Genomic DNA, 22,929 nt, shown 5'->3' on the forward strand with positions numbered 1-22,929 from the left:
ATGAGCCCCGTGTTTGTCATCACCGTCCTGCTGTGGTTGTCGGTGGCGGGTCTCGCGTTCGCGCTTGCCAAACGCGCTGCGTACTGGCGCGAAGGGCGCGCCACGGCGGCGGGCGCGTACGGCTGGACCAATCTGCTGTCGATTCCGAAGCGTTATTTCGTCGACTTGCACCATGTGGTTGCGCGCGACCCATACATCGCGAAGACGCACGTGGCGACAGCGGGCGGGGCGATCCTCGCGATGGCGCTGGTGTTCGTCAACTACGGTCTGGCGATCTATTCACCGTGGCTTGATAAGCTGATCTTTCTGGCGGCGCTGGTGATGCTGGTCGGCGCGGTGTTCGTCTGGCGCCGGCGGCATGGCGCGAAGGCCGTGCCGGCACGGCTCTCACGTGGGCCCTGGGATCATCTGCCGTTACTGCTTGGCTCGTTCGCGCTTGGCCTGGTGCTGTTCATCGCACTGCCTGCTGCGGCGATGTCCGGTGCGCTGGCGATTATCGTGGCGTTGCTGATCGCGGTGGGCGCGTTCACGATGACCTTCGGCGCTGCGCGCGGCGGTCCGATGAAGCATGCGCTCGCCGGTCTGCTGCACCTCGCGTTTCATCCGCGTCAGGAGCGCTTTGCCGAGCACAACGACAATGATGTCGTGCCTCCGACCGCGCTGAAGGCGCCGCTGCTCGACGCGAAGGAATATGGCGTTGGCAAGCCGGTCGAGTTTCGCTGGAACCAGTTGCTGAGCTTCGACGCCTGCGTGCAGTGCGGCAAGTGCGAGGCAGCGTGCCCCGCGTTTGCTGCCGGGCAACCGCTCAATCCGAAGAAGCTGATTCAGGATCTTGTTACGGGTATGGTGGGCGGCACGGATGAGGCTTATGCCGGTAGCCCGACGCCCGGCATTCCGGTCGGCAAGCATAGCGGCGCGCCGGGCAAGCCGCTTGTATCGAGCCTGATCGAAGCGGACACGCTGTGGTCATGCACCACCTGCCGCGCGTGCGTGCAGGAATGCCCGATGTTGATCGAACACGTCGACGCGATCGTGGATATGCGCCGCAACCAGACTTTGGTCGAAGGCACTGTACCCGGCAAAGGCCCCATCACGCTCGCCAATCTGCGTGAAACCGGCAGTTCGAACGGTTACGACATCGGTGCGCGTTACGACTGGGCAGTGGACTTGCAGGTTCAGGTCGCGCAACCGGGACGTCCGGTCGACGTGCTGTTGATCGCCGGCGAAGGCGCGTTTGACATGCGCTATCAGCGCACGCTGCGCGCACTGATTAAAGTGCTGAATAAAGCAGGGATCGACTACGCGGTGCTCGGCGGCGTCGAAACCGATACCGGCGATACGGCACGGCGTCTTGGCGACGAAGCAACCTTCCAGCAGCTCGCGCAACGGCTGATCGGCACGCTGTCGCAGTACTCGTTCGGCAAGATCGTGACCGCCGATCCGCACGTGCTGCACAGCCTGCGCAACGAATATCGCGCGCTCGGCGGTTTCTACGAGGTGCAGCATCATACGGCGCTGATCGACGAACTGGTATCGAGTGGCAAACTGTCGCCGAAGGCAGTCGCCGCGTTCACGGACCGCAAGATCACGTATCACGATCCGTGCTATCTGGGCCGCTATAACGGTGAGACGGAAGCACCGCGCCGTTTGCTGAAATCCATCGGCATCAAGGTGGTCGAAATGGAACGCAACGGGTTGCGAGGGCGTTGCTGCGGCGGTGGCGGCGGTGCACCGTTGACCGATATCCCGGGCAAGCGGCGCATTCCGGATATCCGCATCGACGACGCCCGCGCGATCAACGCGGAGATCGTCGCGGTGGGCTGCCCGAATTGCACGGCGATGCTTGAAGGTGTGGTCGGCCCGCGTCCGGAAGTACTGGACGTCGCCGAACTGGTTGCAGCGGCGCTGGAGTAACGCCATGAACACTCTCAAACGAATCGATCCGCGCCGGCCGTTCACGATCACGGCCGAGGGGCTCAAGCGCATCACGCTCGGTATGACGTCTGTTGCCGGTTCGATGGAATTCGCGGTGCATGGCTCAACCGGGTCGGCGCATCGCGAACACGTGAAACCGTGCCGCACGACAGCGACGCCACAGCGTGTGCTGCTGGTAGCCGCGCACACGGACCGCGGCGCGCTGGATGATCACGCGTGCCAGACCCTGGCCGCCGCCGCGCTGATCGCGGACGCGACAACCGAAGTCGTACTGCTCGTATTCGGCGAGTTTACCGGCGACGCCGCCGCGCTCGGTGCCGACAAGCTGATCGAGTTGCCGATATTCGACCGTCGCATTTTCGCGCCACTGGACGAATTGAACGCACTGGCTGCGTGCGTCGCGGCCTATGCCCCTGCGCACATTTTCCTGCCCGACAACGCTACCGGTGACGGCGACCTCGGCCGCCGTTATGCGGCGGCCGCGAACGCGAGTGTCGCGACGCATGTCGTCGAGATCGACGCGGCCCATGTCGCGGCTTATATCCAGACGAATACGGCGTTCGCCGCGCGAGCACTGCCTGAAGTCGTTTTGCTGGCACCGAATGCGGTCGATCCGAAATTGCCGTTTGTCGGCGCGGGTGAGCGCGTGGTGTGGCGTTTTGATGGCGAACCGGCTTCGTCCAAGGGCATCGTGCGCGATTTGGGTATCGAGGAAATCGATGCGGCCCAGCTCGCGCTCGAAGAGGCGGATTTTATCGTCTCGGCAGGCAATGGTGTCCGTGACGTCCCGGCGTTCGAGCGTCTTGCGGCCACGTTGGGCGCCGCGATCGGCGCAAGCCGTGTCGCCGTGGACGACGGCAAGTTCACCCGCGACAAGCAGATTGGCGCCACCGGCAAGACGGTCGAAGCCAGCGTCTATATCGCGTTCGGTATTTCCGGCGCGGTTCAGCATCTGCAGGGCATCAAGGATTGCCGGCACGTGATCGCCGTGAATCTCGACGCCAGCGCGCCGATCGCCAAACGCGCGAACCTGACCGTCATCGCCGACGCGGAGGAAACGATCGCGGCGCTGAACGACGCCGCGGCGGCCGCGCGCACGGCACGCGGTACCGGTGCTGCGCTACTGAATTCAACGGCTGTTGCGGAAGGAGCGCTTGCATGAAGATTGCCGTACTGGTTTCCGTGGGCCGGCATCCGGTGAGCGGCACGGCGCGTTACAGCCGTAACGACGCCGCCGCGCTGACGATCGCACTCTCGCTCGCTAAAACGCACGACGCGACGCTCGACGTGTTGCACGCGGGCGATCCGTCGAATCCGGCGCTGAAGGAGTATCTCGCGCTCGGTGCGCGCGCTGTCGAAGTGCTGGACGTGTCGGCAACGTCTGAATTGCCCGGTGATGCGATAGCGCCGCTCGCCGCACGCCTACGTGGCTACGATCTCGTATTGACCGGCACCCGCGCCGAAGGCGCATTCGATAGCGGCATGCTGCCGTATCGCGTCGCCAGTGCGCTGGACATGCCGCTGGTCGGCGCAGCAGTCGATCTGACGCTCCACGACGGCTGCGCGGAAGTCCGGCAATTCATGCCGAAGGGCTTGCGCCGCCGCGTCGAAGTGCAATTGCCGGCCTTGATCGCCGTGCATCCGATGGCGAATACGGCCCCGAGCTACGCCTATGCAAGGCTGCGCGAGGGCACGATCCGTCCGGTCGCGGCACAAACACCTGGTAACCCCGACGACCTTGCCTGGACCACCCGTCCCGCGACGGCCAAACCGGTGCGCCTCGCCGCCGCCGAAAAGCGCTCCGGCCACGCCCGCATGCTCTCGGCGACGACGACCGAAAGCCGCGGCGGCAGCGTCGTAATAGAAGGGAGTTCCGTCGAAAAAGCACAAGTGATTCTCGCGTATTTGCGCGAGCATCAACTCGTGGATTACTGATTTCCGGTTCGGGCCAGCATGCGACCAGGAGGGCCTGGCGCAGCGCCAGACGTGACATGCAACGGAGCACACAATGAAAGTTTCGGCAGACGTTCGCGCAATGATCGAACGCCGCAAAAAGAATCACACGCTGGAAGCGCCGTTCTATACGGGCGAGGGTATTTTCGCGCTCGATATGGAGGTGATTTTCCGCAAGCACTGGATTCAGGTCGCGGTGGAACCGGATGTGCCAGAACCTGGCGACTACATCACGGTGGAAGTGGGCAACGATTCGATTCTGATCGTGCGCGACGACGATATGCAGGTGCGGGCGTTCCATAACGTTTGCCGCCATCGTGGTGCGCGTTTGTGCAATACGGACAAGGGTTCGCTCGGCAATATCGTTTGCCCGTACCACAGCTGGACGTACAACCTGAACGGCGATCTGATGTTCGCCGAACATATGGGCGACCAGTTCGACCGCTGCAAGCACAGCCTGAAAGCGGTGCACCTCGAGAATCTCGCCGGGCTGATCTTCATCTGTCTCGCGGACGAACCGCCTGCCGACTTCGCCGTGATGCGCGCCGCGATGGAACCGTATCTGTTGCCGCACGATCTCGCCGGTTGCAAGGTTGCGGCCTCGATCGACATCATCGAAGAAGGCAACTGGAAGCTCACGATGGAAAACAATCGCGAGTGCTACCACTGCGTCGCGAATCATCCCGAGCTGACAATTTCGCTTTACGAATACGGTTTTGGCTATCAACGCACGCCCGCCAACGAGGAAGGCATGGCTGCATTCGAAGAGACCGTGGCGCGCCGTACCGCGCAATGGGAGGCGATGAATTTGCCGTCGGTGGAAATCGACCGCCTGGCCGATCTGGTCACGGGTTTCCGCACGCAACGCCTGCCGCTCGATCGTGACGGCGAATCGCAAACCATGGACGCAAAAGTGGCCTCGAAGAAACTGCTCGGCGGTTTCGAGCAGGCCGATCTCGGTGGCCTCTCGTTCTGGACGCAGCCGAATTCGTGGCATCACTTCATGAGCGACCATATCGTCAGCTTTTCAGTGATCCCGTTATCGGCGGGGAAAACGCTGGTGCGTACCAAGTGGCTCGTTCACAAGGATGCACGCGAAGGCATCGACTACGACGTGCACAATCTCACGGCCGTGTGGCGTGCGACCAACGACCAGGACCGCGCGCTCGTCGAGTATTCGCAACGCGGCGCGACCAGCAGCGCCTACGAGCCGGGCCCGTATTCGCCGTTCACCGAAGGTCTCGTCGAGAAGTTCTGCGAATGGTACATCGGCCGTATTGCGGAGTACAGCAATGCGCCCCAAACCCAGGATGCCGGCGATGTGCCGGTTTCGCACGGCGAAAAAGTCGTGTCCTTCATGCGCTGAGCGCAACGCCGCAACCAGGAGCGGGAGAAAATGATGATGCGCGATCAGGCGATGTTTCAGCTAAGCCCCGAGCCGGCTCCAAACCCCGAGACTTCAGGCAGCGAGACATCGAGCCGTGTCACGCAACCCCGATTCTGGGAGGCGTTGCCGGCACGCTGGAACAGCGACACCGACGAAACGCTGGTGTGCTGCCAGGTCCGTCAGGAAACCCATGACGTCAAGAGCTTTTTCTTTCGCGCGCCTTCCGGGCGGGCGTTCGTATTCGAGCCAGGGCAGTTCATCACACTGGAGCTGGAGATCGATGGCGAGGCGGTGAATCGCTGCTATACGATCTCTTCGCCACCCACGCGTCCGCACACCATCTCCATCACCGTGAAGCGTGTGCCGGGCGGCAAGGTGTCGAACTGGCTGCACGACAATCTGCACGCAGGGTCGCAGGTTCGTGTGCTGGGACCGGCCGGCGAGTTCACCTGCGCGCGGCATCCGGCGCGTAAGTTCCTGTTTTTGTCGGCAGGCTCGGGCGTTACGCCACTGATGTCGATGAGCCGCGCGCATCATGAGCTTGGCGAGGACAGCGACATCGTATTCGTGCACAGCGCCCGCACGCCAGACGACATCATCTTCGCGCGCGAGCTCGATCTGATTGCGTCGAATCAGACCCATTTTCGCACCGCGTTCGTCTGTGAACGGCTTGGCGCGCGGACCAATTGGCCCGGCGTCATGGGTTTTCTGACCTTGCCGTTGCTTAAACTGATCGCGCCGGATTTTCTCGATCGCGAGATTTTCACCTGCGGTCCTGCACCCTATATGCAGGCCGTGCGCAATCTGCTAGATGAGGGCGGCTTCGATCGCGGTCATTATCACGAGGAAAGCTTTTCGTTCGAGACGATCGGAGAAGTGGCCGCGCAATTGACGACCGCGCATGTCGCGGATGCGTTGCAGGCGCCGACCGCCACTGCGGAGAGCTTTGCCGAAGCGCGTGAGCAGGCGCCTGGCTTCACCCCCGCACAGGTCCCGCTCGAGACGGACACAAAGTTCAAGGTGAGTTTTGCCAAAAGCAATCGGGAGATTGAATGCGGCAGCGGCCAGCATGTACTCGACGCGGCGAAGAAAGCCGGCGTGCGGCTTGCGGCGTCGTGCACGCAAGGCATGTGCGGTACTTGCAAGGTGAAGCTGGTGTCAGGCGAAGTCGCCATGAAACATGCTGGCGGAATTCGTCAGCGCGAAATCGATCAGGGCATGGTGCTGCTGTGCTGCAGCAAGCCGTTGAGCGATCTGGTGGTCGATAAGTAAGACAAGAACGGGACCCGGACTCGCGGTCGAGGTCGCCTGCGGACAACTGGATGTCGGAAAACAACGCTACCCGGCAATTCTGGCTGGCGATTCTAAATGCTCAATGGGTAGGACGGCGAACGGGAGAACGGCGATGAGACTGGTCAAAAAGATACTGATATTGAGTGCGTTGAGCGCGGCGCTGGCAGCAAGCAGCGTGGGTGTGTCGGCCGATGCCAGGCCGACGATCAAGATTGGTTACGTGGAAGGCTGGGACGACAGCGTTGCAACGTCGAACGTAGCCGCGCGTGTGATCGAAAAGCGCCTCGGCTATCAGGTGCAACTCGTGCCGGTCGCGGCCGGTGTGATGTGGCAAGGCGTGGCGCGTGGCGACCTCGACGCAACGCTGTCCGCGTGGCTGCCGGTCACACATGGCGCGTACTGGAACAACTTCAAGGACAAGGTTGTCGACCTTGGCACGAACTTCAATGACGCGAAGATCGGTTTGATCGTGCCGGATAACGCGGACGTGAATAGCGTCGGCGATCTGGAAGCGAAGAAGGCGGAGTTCGGTTCACGCATTGTCGGCATCGACGCCGGCGCGGGCGTGATGGAGAAAACCAGCGAAGCGATCAAGGCATACGGGCTCAACTATACGTTGATGTCGAGTTCGGGCAGCGCGATGACGGCGGAACTGGCTCGTTCGGAAGCGGCGAGCAAACCGATCATCGTAACGGGCTGGAAGCCGCACTGGATGTTCGCGAAGTACAAGCTCAAATTCCTCGACGATCCGAAGAAAGTGTTCGGCGAAGCGGAGCACGTGGATAGCGTTGTGAATCCTGATCTGGAGAAGAAGGCGCCGTCCGTTGTTGCGTTCCTCAAGAAGTTCCAATGGAAGCCGGGCGAGATCGACAGCGTGATGCTCGCAACACAAAACGGTGAGAAGCCGACAGCCGCCGCCGATGCGTGGATCGGTGCCCATACTGATCGCGTGGATAGCTGGGTGAAGTGACTTCGTGCTTCGCGTGAATGCGTTGCCGCTTCTTTTGAGCGGCAACCTGAACAGGAAACGCCGCTATTTTCAGCGGCGTTTTTTATTGCAGCACGACAGTGCGGTCGCCGTTGATGAATACACGCCGCTCGATAAACGCCTTCACGGCCCGCGCGAGCGTGATGCATTCGACGTCGCGTCCCGTCGCGAGCAGCCGCTCCGGGCTGTACGAGTGATCGACGCGCTCTACGACCTGCTCGATGATCGGACCTTCGTCGAGATCGTCGGTGACGAAGTGCGCGGTTGCGCCGATCAGTTTCACGCCGCGTGTATGCGCCTGGTGATAGGGTTTGGCGCCTTTGAAGCCAGGCAGAAACGAATGGTGAATATTGATCGCGCGAGCCGCGAGCGCACGGCTCGTTTCGCCCGAAAGAATCTGCATGTAGCGTGCAAGGATCATCAGCTCAGCGCCGGATGTTTCGAACAGGTCGAGCAAACGTGCCTCCTGTTGTGGTTTGGTATCGGCACTGATCGGCAGATGATGGAACGGCAAACCATGCTGCTGTGCAAGCGGTTCGAAATCGCGATGGTTCGAAGCGATGCCCACGATATCCATCTTCAACTCACCCATGCGCCAGCGGAATAGCAGATCGGCGAGACAGTGTTCGAGTTTCGATACCATGATCAGCACCTTCGGCCGCATGCCGACGTCATGCATGGCCCATGTCATCTGAAAGTGCCCGGCGATTGATTCGAATTCGCGTTTCAGCGCCGCGATATGCAGGGTTTCGTTGGTGTCGACGCCATGAAACACACAACGCACGAAGAAGCGCTCGCTGAGGTCGTCGTCGAAAACGGTTAGTTCGTCGATATAGCAATGGTGCCGGTCGAGAAAGCCGACGACGGCGGCAACCTGGCCCGCCGCGCTCGGACACGCGACAGTGAGAACCAGTTGATCGGGACGGGAATCGGCAGACATGCACTCTCCACTTGAGGCGATAGGGCAACGCCGCGGGACGCGGCATGCATCATCGCAGTAGAGCAAATCAATGGTGTGCGGGGATAGAAGCTAAACGCCGTCGCAGTGGAATGGGAGCGTCAGGCGAAGCCGGGCCGGGGCGACGGAACGCAAGGGAAGGGCATTGACGTGTCTTAGGCTCATTCGGCATCGAGTCCGCATTCGCCGAGGAGCCATTGGCGGAATGCGCTGACCGCCGGAGTCGCCGCGCGCTGCGTGACGAGCAGATAGCCGCGCTCAGTGACCACGGACGTATCGAACGGTTCGACGAGTTGCCCTGTGGCGAGCAGTTCGTCAACCAGAGGCGCCCAGCCGAGCGCGATGCCCTGGCCCATGATCGCGGCATGAGCCACGAGCGTAAAACTGTTGAATGTGATGCCGCGATGCGCGGCAGGCGCATCCAGATCGTGCGCCGTGAACCAGTCGGCCCATGATAGCCAGCGTGCGGGCTGCGTGGGTTCGAGATGCAGCAGCGGCAAGCTCATCAGATCGGACGGCATACGCAACTGCGGATGCGCCGCAAGAAACGCCGGACTGCACACCGGCGTGACGCGCTCGGGAAATAGCTTGATCGCGCCTCGTGCGGTCCAGTCTGCATCCTCATCGCCGAACGCTATCGCAATGTCTGCCTGATCGTGCGATGGATCGAACACGTTTTGCGACGTGATGATCTTTACGTCTACGTCCGGCATGAACGCCTTGAATTGTGACAGGCGCGGCATCAGCCAATAGGTCGCAAAACCGAAGTCGGTGGAGAGTGTGAGGGTTTGCGGCGTGCGTCGCGCGCGGATCTCGGCGGTAGCGAGGCGGATGGTGTCGAGGGCGTTGCGCACCGCTTCGAAGAGGCGCACGCCGTCTTCCGTCAGCGTGACGCCGCGGTGGCCGCGCTCGAAAAGCGGCGTGCCGAGTGCTTCTTCGAGTTGCACCACGCGCTGGCTGACCGCCGGTTGCGTCGAACCCAGCTCGCGCGCGGCCGCCGTGAAGCTCGCGAGACGCGCTGCGGATTCGAACATCGCCAACGCCTGCATTGGCGGCAAGCGATCCTGCCTCGACATAAGGCCCCCTTATAGGCATATAACGATTTGCCGTCTTCACAGCGGCGAATTGGACGGCAATAGTGGTGTCATGCGGAGCCGGCACGCCGGTTATTCCGCTTGCAACGACACTGCACCAACACTTGCGATTCTATTCGAGGCGCGCTCCAATGCTTGACACGAAACAGAATATTCTCATTCTGATGGCTGACCAGATGACGCCGTTTGCACTTGCCGCATACGGACATCGTCTAACGAAGACTCCTAATCTCGACCGCCTCGCGAAGCAGGGCGTGGTATTCGACTCGGCGTATTGCGCCAGTCCGCTATGTGCACCGTCGCGCTTTTCTTTTTTGTCGGGCAAATTGCCGTCCGCGATCGGCGCCTATGACAATGCAGCAGAATTTCCGTCGCAAACGCTGACATTCGCGCATTATCTTCGCGCTGAAGGGTATCGCACGATCCTGTCCGGCAAAATGCATTTCTGCGGCGCCGATCAGTTGCATGGTTTCGAAGAACGGCTCACAACCGATATCTATCCCGCCGATTTCGGCTGGACGCCGAACTGGGACGATTTCGACACGCGGCCTACGTGGTATCACAACATGAGTTCGGTGATCGACGCAGGCCCTTGCGTACGCACGAACCAGCTCGACTTCGACGACGAAGTTACATTTACCACCCGCCAGAAGCTCTTCGATATTGCGCGTGAGCGGCATGCCGGCAAAGATGCCCGGCCGTTCTGCATGGTCGCCTCGCTGACGCATCCACACGACCCGTACGCAATTCCACGGAAGTACTGGGACATGTATGCGGACGAAGACATCGAGATGCCCGCGCATCGCGACTCGTTCGACGAAGCCGATCCGCATTCGAAGCGCTTGCGGCATGTGTGCGAAACCGACCGCACGCCGCCGACCGATCAGCAGATCCGCAATGCGCGGCGCGCTTATTACGGTGCGATCTCTTACGTCGATGACCAGTTCGGTGCGATCCTCGAGGCGCTCGAACAGTCTGGGCTCGCGGAAGATACCGTTATTGTGGTGACTTCCGATCACGGTGAGATGCTCGGCGAGCGCGGGCTCTGGTACAAGATGACCTTCTTTGAAGGCGGCTGCCGCGTGCCGCTGATCGTGCATGCGCCGCAGCAGTTCGACGCGCATCGTGTGCACGAGTCGGTCTCGCATCTCGATCTGCTGCCCACGCTGGTGGAAATGGCGCGCGGCGAACAACCCGCGGTGTGGCCGGATCCGCTCGATGGGCAAAGTCTCGTGCCGCATCTGCAAGGTACCCAACGTGGTCACGACGAAGCGATCGGCGAATACCTGGCGGAAGGTGCTATAGCGCCGATTGTGATGTTGCGGCGTGGACGCTTCAAGTTCATTCACACGCCGGCCGATCCCGACCAGCTCTATGACGTGGCAGCGGACCCTCTGGAACGCGAGAACCTCGCCGCGCGCGCCGAATATGCACCGCAGGTCGCTTCGTTTCGTGAAGAGATCGCACAGCGCTGGGACCTCGCCGCACTGCACAACGAAGTACTGCGAAGCCAGCGCCGTCGTCATTTCCATTTCGAGGCCACGACGCAAGGCACCGTCGCGTCATGGGACTGGCAACCGCATGTCGATGCGAGCCAGCGCTATATGCGCAATCACATCGATCTCGACACGCTCGAAGCGATGGCACGTTTTCCCGCTGTGACGCGTTGATGTCTTTGCTTACGATTCATCCCACCTACAGGAAGCCGACATGATGAAAAAGCTCTTCAAACAGGCTGTATCCGGCGTTGCGCTGCTGTGCGCGGCGACCACCTTTGCCGCGGCCGCCGAGCCGCAGTCCTGTACGCAGGTCAACATGGCGGGGCCCGGCTGGACCGACATCGACGCCACCAATGCAATGACCGGCGTGCTGTTGAAGGCGCTCGGCTATCACCAGAACGTATCAAATCTGTCGGTGCCGATTACCTATCAAGGCCTGAAGAAAGGACAGATCGACGTGTTTCTCGGTAACTGGATGCCGGCGCAAGCGCCGGTCGTCAAGCCGTTCGAGGATGAAAAATCGATCGAGGTCGTGCATCCGAATCTGAGCAACGCGAAGTTCACACTTGCGGTGCCAGACTACGTGGCGGCCGCGGGCGTGCATTCATTCGCGGACCTCGCGAAGAACGCCGACAAGTTCGACAGCAAGATTTATGGCATCGAACCCGGGGCGCCGGCCAATCAGAACATCAAGAAAATGGTCGACGACAAGGCGTACGGCCTCGGTAGCTGGAAGATTGTCGAATCGAGTGAGACCGGCATGCTCACGCAGGTCGACCGAGCGGTGCGTGAGAAGAAATGGATCGTGTTCCTTGCGTGGGAGCCGCATCTGATGAACACGAAGTTCAAGCTGTCCTACCTCGACGGCGGCGACAAATACTTCGGGCCGAACTACGGCGGCGCTACGGTCAATACCGTTGCGCGTAGCGGGTATGCCGAGCAGTGTCCAAATGTCGGCCGCCTGTTCAGGCAGCTCACGTTCAATGTCGATCTGGAAAACGGTGTGATCACCGAAGTGCTGGAGAAGAAAACCGGCATCGATGTGGCTGCGACCGAAGCACTCAAGCGCCACCCCGAATTGCTCAAGTCATGGCTCGACGGCGTGAACACCGCCAGCGGCAGCAACGGCTTGCAAGCGGTACAAACCGCACTCGGTGTGAAATAACCTCGGCATTCCTGGCGCCCAGGTCGCTACTCGACAGATTCATGTCGCATCCGGTCGAATCCTTATAAATCTGGACCCGTATTCTTGATCCGTCGATGCAGGCATGCCAGATGATCGTATGCAGTGCCGATAGCTTCAATCAGCTTAGTCAGCTTTAATCAGCTTTAGTCGGCTTGGTCTGCGCGAGTGAGCTTCAATCCGTTTCAATCAGTCTCAGCCGGTTTCGAACTGCCCGTCATGCGAGAAGCGCCGCGCGTTGGAAGAAGGCGCGCAGCGGGGATCGCTTTATCCAACGAAATACGCAGGCAAAGAGCAGGGGAGAATTAGATGAAGAAGAAAAATGCCGTTAGTCTTTCGGGGCTCGCCCTCGCGGCAAGCGCGGTATGCGCACCGACGGCGGCCCATGCACAAAGCAGCGTCACCCTGTACGGGATTCTGGACGCCGGCATCACCTACGTGAACAATGCCGGCGGTGCACATCAGTTCAAATTCGACGACGGCATTTCGTACGGCAACCGGATCGGCTTCAAAGGCGTGGAAGATCTCGGTGGTGGCATGCAAGCGGTCTTCGTGCTCGAATCGGGTTTTCACCTGGGCAATGGGCAATATGCATTCGGCGGTGCTGAGTTCGGACGCCAGGCTTACGTCGGCATCAAGAACTCGTGGGGGACTTTCTCATTCGGTAATCAGCTCGATATGACCGAAGAGTTTGTTTTTCTGTACAACATCTCCGCATGGGCGAGCGGCTACGCGATTCACCAGGGTGACTTCGACCGTATGAACGGCGACCGCCTGCCGAACTCGGTGAAATTCCTGTCGAACGATTTTGCCGGCTTCACCTTCGGCGGTATGTACTCGTTCGGTAACACCGCCGGCGACTTCCATCAGAAGAGCGCATGGAGCGTGGGCGCGCATTACGACCACGGTCCGTTCAACATGGGCGCGGCGTATACGCAGTTGAACAATCCGTACGGCATCTATGCTTTCGACCCGTACGCGATGATTGGCACGCGCACCTTCCTCGGCCAGCCGACCGTGTCCGTCGATCCGGCCACCGGCGCGGTGACCGATCTGTATAGCTCGTCGGCATTCCCGGTGGATAGGCAGGGCGCGTTTGCGGTCGGCGCCGCCTATACGATCGGCAACCTGATGCTTACCGGCGATTTCACCTATACGACGATCAAGGGCTTCGGCCAGACCTCGCACATGCAGGTTTATGAAGCGGGCGCCTCGTATAACTTCACGCCTGCGCTGTCGCTCTACGGGGGCTATCAACACACGAGCTTCGAAGGCAATCACTGGAATCAGGGTTCGCTCGGACTGCACTACCTGTTGTCCAAGCGTACCGATGTGTATATTTCCGGCGACTATCTGCGTGCGTCGGATGGCGTGAATGCCGTGATCGGTTACAGCTTCGCGCCGTCGTCGTCGAATACGCAGTCCGATGTGCGGATCGGGATGCGGCATTCGTTCTAGTCTCCAGTCTATTGAAGCGGGCGGCGTTCCGGGTTGCGGGTGCCGCTCGCGTGTTCATTGCCTCACCATCGTATGCATTGCCTGGCGTCGGTTTAACGACGTTGCCGATCATCGTCGACATGCAGGTACTGGTTCTCTCTTACGCGCCGATATGCCGGGCGCTCCGTCATCATCTCTGAAGTAGCCGGCCCCCGCCGCTCCTTGCCTGCCGCCTTTTCCCAATATGTCCGGCCATAAGAAATCTTCGCCGTTTGCATCGCGACGGCCGAAGAATTGACTTTCGAATTAGGTATTTGACGGTTTACGTTATATTATTGACTGAATCCATTGAGTTACCGTCATGTCCGATTCCCAGTCCGATGAAACACGCCTCACTAGCGAAATCGACCGCCTGAAGGCCGAATTCCCCAAAACCCGCGAGCTTTATCGTGAGGTCTGCGCGCTGCTGTTCTTCCGTTTCGGTATTACGCCGACTGCTAACCGGCTGTATCAGCTGGTGAAGCGCGGCAGCATGAGTACGCCGACTCAGGTGCTTGGTGAGTTCTGGGTTGAACTGCGCGAAAAGAGCAGGGTGCGGATCGAGCATCCCGATTTGCCGGCGGAGTTGCGGGCGGCCGCCGGGGAATTGGTCGCGACGCTGTGGACGAAGTCCACAACGTCAGCGCAAGCAGCGCTTGAGACACTGCGGAATGACGCCGAGGCAGAGAAGGTCAGTGCGCGCAATGACGTGACGTCATTGCAGGCCGAGCTCGCGCGAACCGAAACGGCGCTTGAGCAGCGCACCGGCGCGTTGCTGGTGGCCCAGGTGCGGATTCAGGAACTCGAACAGGCGCAGGCTGCAGCGGAGGCGACGCGTCAGGCACTCGAGACTGAAATCGCGCGACAGCAGGACGAGATCAGCGCACGCGACCGGGCGCTGACGCAGGCGAGGGTCGATTTTTCAGGGGAGCTCGACAAACTACGGGGTAGCGCTGCGCTTGCGGAAGAGCGTCTGCGAGCGGCCGAGAAGCGGGCGCTGCTTGAGATCGAACGCGAGCGGGTTGTGAGCACGCGGTCCCAAAAGGAGCATGAGGCAGCCGCGCGCAGGGCGGAGCAGAGCGAAAATCGGCATCGGGAGGAAATCCAGGCGCTGCAGGTCCAGCTTGGCGACGCGCGTCATCAAGCGGGTGTCATGGAAGGGAGCCTGGTGGCACTTCGCGATTCGAGTGCTGCATACGTCGCGGAACTCAACGTATTACGGTTGCAATTGGCAACCGCCAGGACGAATCAGACAACAACACAAAAGCGTCCGCGATCTTCTGCTGAGACTCGTCAGCCTCGCCACGTCACACCCAAGGCCGCGACGAAGAAACGCGCGGCATCCTGAGATGGCAACTTCGGCCGATAGTCCGTCGAAGACGAACACTCAACATTGAGAAGACGATGATAGAACGACATAGGGTTACGACGGCGTTTGAGCTTCCTGGCCTCAGGATAGAGCGATCCTTCGGAGTTGCTCGTGGGATCGTCGTCCGGTCCCGATCCATCGTCGGAGCGCTGGGCGCATCGCTGCAGACGATCTTCGGGGGCAACATCACGCTATACACGTCGCTATGCGAGCGCGCGCGTCAAGATGCGTACGAACGGATGATTGCGCAGGCTGCGGACTTGGGCGCAAACGGCATCATCGGTATGCGGTACGACGCGACCGAGATCGCCAGAGGTATCACTGAGGTGTTGTGTTACGGGACGGCGGTCCATGTAACGTTGCTGGTTTGATGCGTGCGTGCTGGTCGACGCTGGTGACATAGCCATATGACCATGCACAAAGTTCGGAGAGAAGCGGACGGTTATGTGAGCGGTGCAAGCGTGGAACGGTGGTCTTTGGGTTGGACAGTTTCTTGTGATTTCTTAATTTGACATAAGATAAATTATCAACAATTAAGTGGCTATTTAAATAAGAGAGCCGGGTTTGCCCCGGTCCTCTTTGTTTGGTGTTTGTATGTTTTATGTAAGTTATGCGTGGGCACGTCAGGGGCATGTCTTCTTCAATCTCTTACAAGAAAAGCACCATGAAATATCCAAACCTCCGATATGGCAACCCACGCGAAATGGCCTACTACGCGCAAGGCCGCAGCCTTAAAGAGCTTGCGCGTGAATTGCGCCGGTCCGAGCGCAGCGTGCGCGACTGGTTGACCGGCCGGGAACGCGTACCCTGGTGGGTGCCCGAGCTTCTGAGGCTCCGGGACATGGAACATGACCTGCGTCTTCGGCAAATGAATATAGGCCGCCTGGCGCCATCCCTCGGCGTCGTCGGCGAGCCACCTTCAAACGTCTCGCGGCTACGCCCGTTAATTGGCGACAACCTCGCCACCGAACCCAGATCAACCCAGCCGGCGGCCGACGAACAGGAAATGTCGCCGCGCGTCGCCTGACCTTGCAGCAATCATTTATCGTATGTACAATAAATCAAACGGGATCGAGTTCGACCCAGCCAAAGACCAGATCAACCGCAGCAAGCATGGTGTCTCTCTCGCTCTTGCCGAATGCTTTGAATGGGACCGCGCGCTCGACGCACTAGACGACCGACACGCATACGGAGAACCGCGCTTCTTTGCGTACGGGTTGATTGACGGTCGCGTCTACTGTCTGGTCTATACATTGCGTGGCGAAACGCTACGAGTTATCAGCCTTCGCAAGGCAAACAAACGTGAGGTGAATGATTATGTTGAGCAAACGCACGATCGTGATGCCGACTGATGAGGAAGACGCAGCGATCAATCGCGGCATTGCGTCAGATCCCGATACGCGCGAGCTGAGCACCGAAGAAATCCGGCGTATGCGACCAGCGCGTGAGACGCTTCCCCAGCGGATCGGCGAAGGTGCGGCGGCCGAACTGCTGAAGCGCCGCGGCCGGCCGCCGGCCGACGTGACCAAAGTCGCAACGAGCGTTCGTTACGATCGCGACGTGCTCGATGCTTTTCGTTCGACCGGCGAAGGGTGGCAGACACGGATGAACGACGCCCTACGCGACTACGCCAGGTCGCACGGCATGATGTAAAGAAAGCCCGCTTCGGCGGGCTTTTTGTTGTCCCTAAGCTTATATGGGTTCGACGAGGTCCGGCCCATCGGGTCCAGTCCGGTTGACTTTGCGCGACACGGGAAAACTGGCAAACGCCTCGGATGGCTCGGCGGCGGTGCGCGCGAGGTGAACGGCGCGCTCGACGGAGGTTGCCGGGTCCAAATACTCGCGAGCGGCGTCAGCCGAGAACACGACTGGCCGCCGGTCGTGCACGTCTACCAGTCCGGTGCCCGCCTCTGCCGTGACGATCACGAAACCATCGCCTTCCCGTGGCTCTACATCCGGACGAACGTTGGTCAGGCCGGCGACGTACAGAGGCTCGCCGTTCTTTGCCTGAATGGCATAGGGCTGCTTTCCGTTGTTCTCTGTTTTCCACTCGTACCAGTAGTCTGCCGGCACAATGACGCGCCCTTCCCTCCACATCGCTGCCCATGCCGAACTGGTCGCCTTTTCGAGCTTCGCATTGATCATCTGCGGAAGGCCCTTCGCGACAGCCCATGCGGGCCGGTATCCCCAGTGCACCAGCCGCACGACGCCATCTGAATAGATCACGGGTTGCCGACTTCCCGGCGCCGCATTCCAACTTGGTGTATCGGTCGGCGCTGAGTCGTTCAGGATCGGCCAGCGAGTATCACGGTCGCTCGCGAGAGGGATTGCGTAGTCGATGCCGTAACGGGCTCGAGCGTAACGACCGCACATAAGCGCGCTCCTGGTCGTGGGCAAAATTAGCCACAAGGCTTGCATCGAATGATCGCACCATCCAGCAATCGTCGTCCATTGCGGATGACGCCGAACGGCCGGTTCTTGTCCGCCGCTAATCAGCAATTCGCAATTGCTCGATACGACTTGGGATTCGTAGGGCTGCGAAAACCTGGCCTGCACAGCTAGCATTCAGGTACCTGATGGATTGAACTGCCGTCGCTTGCCAGGCACGGCTTGCCGCACGCGTTAAGCCTTGAGATCGCGAAGGCATTAATCGAGTGACCTTGACTTTCAAGGCCGCACGGCTATCACTAATCATTGCTGTCAACCGGTAAGCCGAATGTCCACTCAGGACCGTCGGTCTGGTTTCACCGTGCCGCTGCGAGCTGCGCAATATGTGCGCATGTCTACCGACCATCAGCAATGCTCCCCGATTTTCCAGAGACAGGCGATTGCTGAGTACGCTGCTGCTCACAATATTCGCATCGTTCGCGACTATGAGGACGCCGGTATTAGCGGCCTCACGCTGCGCGAGCGCCCCGCTCTCATCCAGTTGCTGGTGGACGTTGAAAATCCAGCCCGCAAATTCAGCGTGATTCTGGTGTACGACGTAAGTCGTTGGGGACGATTCCAGGATATTGACGAGGCCGCATTTTACGAATACACATGTCGCCGTGCTGGCGTAAAGGTGATTTACGTCGCCGAACCGTTCGAGGACGACGCCAGCCCGACAACGTGCGTCATGAAAGCGCTTAAGCGCGCGATGGCGGGAGAGTTCAGTCGCGAAATCTCGCGCAAGGTGTTCCTGGGGCACTGCGTCAACGTTCAGCGAGGCTACCACTCTGGCGGCCCACCCGGCTATGGTCTTCAACGTGTACTGGTGGACGCCCAAAGCGGCTCCCGCCGACCGCTGGCACCTTATCAGTACAAAAATCTCCAGACTGACCGAGTGATTCTCGCCCCGGGGCCACCTCATGAAACGGCGCTCGTCAGAAAGATGTTTGAGTGGTACGCCGTCCGTGGAACGACCGCTACGGATGTAGCGCGCCGACTGAATGACTTCGGCATCTGCAACGGCGTGGGCCGGCCATGGATGCCCCGCAACATTCTCCAGATTCTCCGCAACGAAAAGTATGTCGGGACTAACGTCTATAGCCGGACGTCTTCGAAGCTGGACGCCGCATGGGAGCAGTTGCCCGCGGAAGAATGGATACGCGTAGCCGGTGCCTTTGATCCCGTCGTGGGCAATCAGATATTTTCGGCTGTTCAGCGCAAGCTCGCCCGTAGCAGACACATTCCCAGCCGGGACGACATCCTCTCTGGCCTGCGCAGGGTCATTGAAAAGGCTGGCAACTTGAACCAGGCAACGCTGCGGCGCTATCGAAGTGCACCCTCGGTTGAACGCATCATGCGGGAGTTCGGCAGCTTGTACGAAGCGTACGAGGCAGTCGGCTACACCCCTCACCTGAATCCTGAGCGCTCGCGGAACAGGCACGTCGAACGACGAACGGAACTTTCAATGGCAGATGTCGCGGCGGAGGAGTTGCGAAGCCGAGGACACGAAGTCAAATTCGAAAAGCACACCAACGTCATGTGCCTGGACAACACGCTCAGGCTGCAGCTTGTGGTGCGAAGTTCATGGCTCATCCGCGGGCATTCACCATACTGGATTGCGCGATGGCCAGATTGTTTCGCCATCGATTTTCTGGTGTACGCCCGTATTGAGCGAGCGGACCCGGACCTGCTCGATTTTCACCTCTTTCCTCGAGGCAGCCTCACGCCCGGGGCTTACACCGTGATCCACAGAAACGGCGTTTCGAGATTTGAAGATTTTTGCCACCCCGACCTGAAGTCGGTCGTCGAACTTTCTGACGTGGTTCCCCTGGAAGTGCTGGGTCGCGCTTCACGTGCGGATGCATGAATCCTCAAACCGCAAAGTTCGACTCAGAAGGCAATGGTAGCGGTCTGCTCACAACATCCGGGGGCAGCATGCACGACGAAGTGGCGGTACCTGAACAGGTTCGAGACAAACAGGCAGCGCGCAAACCGGCTGGGATCAGAATATGGGAAGAGATCAAAGATGAATTTGAACGACAACGTGCTGCGCTCGCCCGGAAAGAAGTTGCGAACGCTCAAATAGCACTTCTTGGAAGCATTCTCGGAGAACTGTTATCTCAGGCCGAGTTTGTTGCCGTGCTCAAGGCCGCGGGATTCACAACAATCCCCTGTCTCATTAGACAGCGTTTGCAACCGCAATTCCCGGAAGCCCGCGCTGTTCCGGCGAGACCAGTCACAGAGTCAGACATCGTCTCTTGTCGGCAAGACAGGCAGATCAATACTCTTGAGGAGGCCGCCACGATCCTCGCGGGGAAAACGCTACCAGTAAGGGCAATTCAGGCACTTGACCGGATGTCCCCGTTGCGCAGGATAGCCGTCGCCAATCTGATGAATGCCGTTGACAACGTGAAGGGAGATTTTGCCCAGGCACTTCTGGCTGCAACACCTGACGGCATGAGAACACACGTCGCTCGATCGCAACGAGTCGATAGCCGCCGTACGCAAAGCTTCGCGAGGATTGAAAAACAGCTGTTGGCAGTACACGCGAGAAACGAGATTCTGTCCGCAGGACACAATGACAGTCTCCACTATCTGGCAGTCTGCGTCAGCTACATCCGTGGCTGGACTCACAATGGTGACGTACTCGCCTGGCTACGGTTACGTTATCCGACCTATGTCGTATCGTTTGAGCGGATCGTTGAGGAAGCAGATTGCGCAAACGAGCCGAAGCGGCCAATGAAGCTACCTTACGTGCGCGACAGGACCACAGTTCCAGCGAAAGAAATCCGGCGACGAGGGCACACACGCGGGACGTAGTGCCTATGAAGGAGCTGGGCCAGTCAGATACGATCAGACGACAACCATTCGCCGGTCAGTTGCCGAGCGACCAGCTCAACGAGAATGTCACGATCAGAATGAATCGATCAAATACGGCGCCTTGTGAGCAGGTCCGCCACCCCGGCACGGGTGGCGATTTCCCAGATATATCCGCGAGAATAGTCAATGCCTACCCGCTGATAAAGCAAGGTGCGCAAATGCGCGGTCGTCCAGTGATCAGCATCTATGTCATGGGCTCGAGGCGACTGCCTGAGCGCCGCGGCAATCCATGCCAGTATTTCGTCATTGATCGGGGAACGCCCCTCCTCTGTTCGCCGCTTCGGCGATCGCATCCGGTGGTCCATTCCAAGCTTCTCGACGACGGTTCTCACGTGTCCACTGGAATGGTAAACGCCGAACTTCTCCTTGATCAACTTTTGAACATCTCCGTTTCTCCAGAGTTCGGTTTCATAGCCATGGCCTATCGGGCTGCCTTCCAATGCCGCCCGTAACCACTCAAGAGCCTCGGGGCCAAGCGTAGCCTTGCGCCCGGATGACTTGAGCTGTTCAACAGCCCCAACTCCATCAGCAACTACCATTGCTCTGTATTTTGTAACGGTGCGCACGCTGATGTTAAGCGCTTTCGAGATGCGCTCGACACTGTCCCCATCCACCAACATTTTCGCAGCAGTCTTCCGACGCGCGGCATAGACGTCGCTCTGCGATTTCTGAGCGCTAGCGGGTGACGCCCTTTCTAGCGTCGAATAAGTGAGGCGATATGCAAGGCCATAGCCTCGAACAACGTGACCAACGTGCGAAGCTGAAAACTGGACTCCGAAACGCCGAAAGATCAGTTCGCGCAGTTGGCCTATAGTCCAGGTCGGCCCCGGATAGCCGTGAAGTTCAGGTGAGTGTTTGATCGCGCTAACGAGCCAGCTTTGCGCAGCATCATCCAAACGAGGGATGTTCCCATGGATACGAAGCCGCGCCAAGGCATCGGGTCCGCCCTGTTCTATCAGGTGCTTGTATTTGCTCACGGTCGGAATACTCAGCCCGGTCTTCCTGGATACGTCGCTGATACCTTCACCGTTCAACAGGAGTTCAGCAGCGAGAGCCCGACGGCGCGGGAGCGGAGCATCGTCTATGTGTTTGCTCATTGTAATTTTCGGAAGTGCTTTGGCGACTATATCGCGCTGGTATTAGCGATATTTATACACGATTTCCAACAGGTTTCGGGCAGCACCAATGGCCGCCGCTCAACAGGATACGAACTCGTACCCATCGGGCATCAGCGGTTTCACTCGAAGTTCAATTTGTGATTTTAGAGATAGCTTTACGGAGAGGGTTGCTTAGGCGATTTGGTTAAATTTAAACGGTCCTAGCCCGGCTTCAACTTAACTTCGCAGGCCGCATAGATCGTTCGGACGATCGGCGACCGGTAGTCCATACGCCAGCCATCGGTGAACAGTTGTGCAAGCGAATCCGAATCTGCACACCCCGGCAACCCAACAAAATCCATCGCTACCTTTTCCGATAGGGCGCCAAGATGCACACGGTCCAGCCAGTTAGCATGGGCTCCGTTGCCGGTTACCCAAATGCTCAGCAACTCCACCACATGATCGGTTCGCAGCCAATCGCCTGTACGCGCTCGCGCGACCAGTTGCCCCACTACCAGGTAGCAGAGCAGTTCAGCGCTGGCTTCGTCGTCAAGGTTGCTCGAATCGGTCATTTATTTGGAGCAAAGGCTACTTCTCTACACGGGCCAACAATGCGCGGCCGCCGCGAATCGCGAGCCAAAGGATCAGGGCAACCGCCACGATTGACGCGAGCAATATGAAGACGAGCGTCAACGTTTCCATGTCATCCACGTTGTCCAGTCGGTTGAGCCCGACTGCTCGCAAGACAAACTGAATTGAATCGGTAAGCGGAGTCATTTCATAGGGCAACCCGGCGACGTAGCGGGCTAACAGATCACCCAAAACGACAGTTGCAACGACAAAGAGAGTAATGCGCGCGAACCTTTTCATTGCACGTCCACCCAGCCGTACGCCTTAAGAGAGCTGCCCGGAACCGGCCACGTAGCGCCCTGCTTCCTGAGGTATGTCGCAAACTGCGCGAAGCTGTGTGGACTGGTCAGCGTGATGCATCCCTCGCTTAGCCCCTGTGGGCCAATCGGATGCAAACGGAACTGGCCGCGGTGAACGCCGTTAATGATTGTTGAATCGCCGGTCTTTTCTCGCCAGAGAGCAAACCATTGATCTCGGTCAGTGCCATAACCGTATTTCCGAACAACGTCGTAAAGCCAGCCAAGATGGCCGCCGGATTGGCGGTCGACTATGTAATAACGGCCGGGCGGCAGCGGTCCAATCATTTCCTTCTCGACGGATGCGGGGTTGTCCCTGCCGCTATCACGACCCGAGAAGGCAACGAAGTTACCAATACCTGCACATTGCAGGACAGACGTTGGTTTGGCGTTTAGCTGAAAAGTGCATGCAACAGGCATAAACGGCCTCGCTTTGCTGTTGAGTGGCCGTCAATTTACCA

Annotated in this window: 23 protein-coding genes; 16 read left to right on the forward strand and 7 right to left on the reverse strand. The window is 59.4% G+C overall.

The genetic code is table 11. The annotated features are described in order from the left end of the window. From ACUN0E_RS13495 to ACUN0E_RS13520, 6 genes are all read left to right on the forward strand, one after another. Nucleotides 1-1,914: a (Fe-S)-binding protein gene (locus ACUN0E_RS13495; RefSeq protein ID WP_445566889.1), complete on the forward strand. Its 1,914-nt coding sequence runs from the start codon at nt 1-3 to the stop codon at nt 1,912-1,914. 4 nt (nt 1,915-1,918) lie between these two features. Beyond that, nucleotides 1,919-3,097: an electron transfer flavoprotein subunit alpha/FixB family protein gene (locus ACUN0E_RS13500; protein WP_445566890.1), complete on the forward strand. Its 1,179-nt coding sequence runs from the start codon at nt 1,919-1,921 to the stop codon at nt 3,095-3,097. After that, nucleotides 3,094-3,870 (forward strand): electron transfer flavoprotein subunit beta/FixA family protein, encoded by a 777-nt coding sequence (locus ACUN0E_RS13505; protein ID WP_408509540.1) that lies wholly within the window; start codon nt 3,094-3,096, stop codon nt 3,868-3,870. The genes ACUN0E_RS13500 and ACUN0E_RS13505 overlap by 4 nt, the downstream gene beginning before the upstream one ends. 73 nt (nt 3,871-3,943) lie before the next feature. Then, the gene (locus ACUN0E_RS13510; protein WP_445566891.1) at nt 3,944-5,254 is read left to right on the forward strand and encodes an aromatic ring-hydroxylating oxygenase subunit alpha; all 1,311 of its coding nucleotides are present in this window, start codon (nt 3,944-3,946) and stop codon (nt 5,252-5,254) included. Between the two features lie 33 nt (nt 5,255-5,287). After that, nucleotides 5,288-6,547: an FAD-binding oxidoreductase gene (locus ACUN0E_RS13515; RefSeq protein WP_445570433.1), complete on the forward strand. Its 1,260-nt coding sequence runs from the start codon at nt 5,288-5,290 to the stop codon at nt 6,545-6,547. Between the two features lie 133 nt (nt 6,548-6,680). After that, complete coding sequence (locus tag ACUN0E_RS13520) at nt 6,681-7,538, forward strand: glycine betaine ABC transporter substrate-binding protein (RefSeq protein WP_445566892.1); 858 nt, start codon at nt 6,681-6,683, stop codon at nt 7,536-7,538. 82 nt (nt 7,539-7,620) lie between these two features. Here ACUN0E_RS13520 and purU read toward each other — a convergent pair whose 3' ends face one another. Both purU and ACUN0E_RS13530 read right to left on the reverse strand, forming a co-directional pair. Further along, a complete protein-coding gene (purU, locus tag ACUN0E_RS13525) occupies nt 7,621-8,496 on the reverse strand; it encodes a formyltetrahydrofolate deformylase (protein ID WP_445566893.1) in 876 nt (291 codons plus the stop codon). Between the two features lie 179 nt (nt 8,497-8,675). Then, complete coding sequence (locus ACUN0E_RS13530) at nt 8,676-9,590, reverse strand: choline sulfate utilization transcriptional regulator (RefSeq protein WP_445566894.1); 915 nt, start codon at nt 9,588-9,590, stop codon at nt 8,676-8,678. Nucleotides 9,591-9,739: 149 nt separating this feature from the next. Here ACUN0E_RS13530 and betC point away from each other — a divergent pair, with 149 nt between their 5' ends. The 8 genes from betC (at nt 9,740) to ACUN0E_RS13570 (ending at nt 16,788) form a co-directional block, all read left to right on the forward strand. Next, nucleotides 9,740-11,278 (forward strand): choline-sulfatase, encoded by a 1,539-nt coding sequence (gene betC / locus ACUN0E_RS13535; RefSeq protein WP_445566895.1) that lies wholly within the window; start codon nt 9,740-9,742, stop codon nt 11,276-11,278. Nucleotides 11,279-11,318: 40 nt separating this feature from the next. After that, nucleotides 11,319-12,272: a choline ABC transporter substrate-binding protein gene (locus tag ACUN0E_RS13540; protein WP_445566896.1), complete on the forward strand. Its 954-nt coding sequence runs from the start codon at nt 11,319-11,321 to the stop codon at nt 12,270-12,272. A 327-nt stretch (nt 12,273-12,599) separates the two neighbouring features. Next, nucleotides 12,600-13,748: a porin gene (locus ACUN0E_RS13545; RefSeq protein ID WP_445566897.1), complete on the forward strand. Its 1,149-nt coding sequence runs from the start codon at nt 12,600-12,602 to the stop codon at nt 13,746-13,748. A gap of 340 nt (nt 13,749-14,088) precedes the next feature. Next, entirely contained in the window at nt 14,089-15,114 is a 1,026-nt protein-coding gene (locus tag ACUN0E_RS13550; protein ID WP_445566898.1) for a DNA-binding protein, read from the forward strand. Nucleotides 15,115-15,170: 56 nt separating this feature from the next. Then, entirely contained in the window at nt 15,171-15,506 is a 336-nt protein-coding gene (locus ACUN0E_RS13555) for a YbjQ family protein (protein ID WP_445566899.1), read from the forward strand. Between the two features lie 260 nt (nt 15,507-15,766). Continuing rightward, the gene (locus tag ACUN0E_RS13560) at nt 15,767-16,162 is read left to right on the forward strand and encodes a hypothetical protein (protein WP_445566900.1); all 396 of its coding nucleotides are present in this window, start codon (nt 15,767-15,769) and stop codon (nt 16,160-16,162) included. A gap of 22 nt (nt 16,163-16,184) precedes the next feature. Then, entirely contained in the window at nt 16,185-16,487 is a 303-nt protein-coding gene (locus ACUN0E_RS13565) for a BrnT family toxin (protein ID WP_445566901.1), read from the forward strand. Beyond that, complete coding sequence (locus tag ACUN0E_RS13570; protein WP_408339008.1) at nt 16,453-16,788, forward strand: BrnA antitoxin family protein; 336 nt, start codon at nt 16,453-16,455, stop codon at nt 16,786-16,788. The genes ACUN0E_RS13565 and ACUN0E_RS13570 overlap by 35 nt, the downstream gene beginning before the upstream one ends. Before the next feature lie 39 nt (nt 16,789-16,827). Here ACUN0E_RS13570 and ACUN0E_RS13575 read toward each other — a convergent pair whose 3' ends face one another. Then, the gene (locus tag ACUN0E_RS13575) at nt 16,828-17,508 is read right to left on the reverse strand and encodes an SOS response-associated peptidase (protein ID WP_445566902.1); all 681 of its coding nucleotides are present in this window, start codon (nt 17,506-17,508) and stop codon (nt 16,828-16,830) included. Nucleotides 17,509-17,851: 343 nt separating this feature from the next. Between ACUN0E_RS13575 and ACUN0E_RS13580 the strand changes: the two genes are divergently transcribed. Beyond that, a complete protein-coding gene (locus tag ACUN0E_RS13580) occupies nt 17,852-19,432 on the forward strand; it encodes a recombinase family protein (RefSeq protein ID WP_445566903.1) in 1,581 nt (526 codons plus the stop codon). Then, on the forward strand, nt 19,429-20,385 hold the full coding sequence (locus ACUN0E_RS13585) for a plasmid partitioning protein RepB C-terminal domain-containing protein (RefSeq protein ID WP_445566904.1): 957 nt from the start codon (nt 19,429-19,431) through the stop codon (nt 20,383-20,385). The genes ACUN0E_RS13580 and ACUN0E_RS13585 overlap by 4 nt, the downstream gene beginning before the upstream one ends. Nucleotides 20,386-20,492: 107 nt before the next feature. Here the strand turns inward: ACUN0E_RS13585 and ACUN0E_RS13590 are convergent, their stop codons facing one another. The 4 genes from ACUN0E_RS13590 to ACUN0E_RS13605 all read right to left on the reverse strand — a co-directional run bounded on the left by ACUN0E_RS13590 (nt 20,493) and on the right by ACUN0E_RS13605 (nt 22,888). Beyond that, nucleotides 20,493-21,542, reverse strand: coding sequence for a winged helix-turn-helix domain-containing protein (locus ACUN0E_RS13590; protein ID WP_445566905.1), 1,050 nt, complete (start codon nt 21,540-21,542; stop codon nt 20,493-20,495). Nucleotides 21,543-21,763: 221 nt separating this feature from the next. Then, nucleotides 21,764-22,114: a hypothetical protein gene (locus ACUN0E_RS13595; protein WP_445566906.1), complete on the reverse strand. Its 351-nt coding sequence runs from the start codon at nt 22,112-22,114 to the stop codon at nt 21,764-21,766. A gap of 16 nt (nt 22,115-22,130) precedes the next feature. Then, nucleotides 22,131-22,412, reverse strand: a complete 282-nt coding sequence (locus ACUN0E_RS13600) for a hypothetical protein (protein ID WP_445566907.1) — start codon at nt 22,410-22,412, stop codon at nt 22,131-22,133. Then, a complete protein-coding gene (locus ACUN0E_RS13605) occupies nt 22,409-22,888 on the reverse strand; it encodes a DUF2778 domain-containing protein (protein WP_445566908.1) in 480 nt (159 codons plus the stop codon). Before ACUN0E_RS13605 ends, ACUN0E_RS13600 begins: the two co-directional genes overlap by 4 nt. Nucleotides 22,889-22,929: the final 41 nt, after the last annotated feature.

The organism is Paraburkholderia sp. D1E (genome assembly GCF_052682275.1).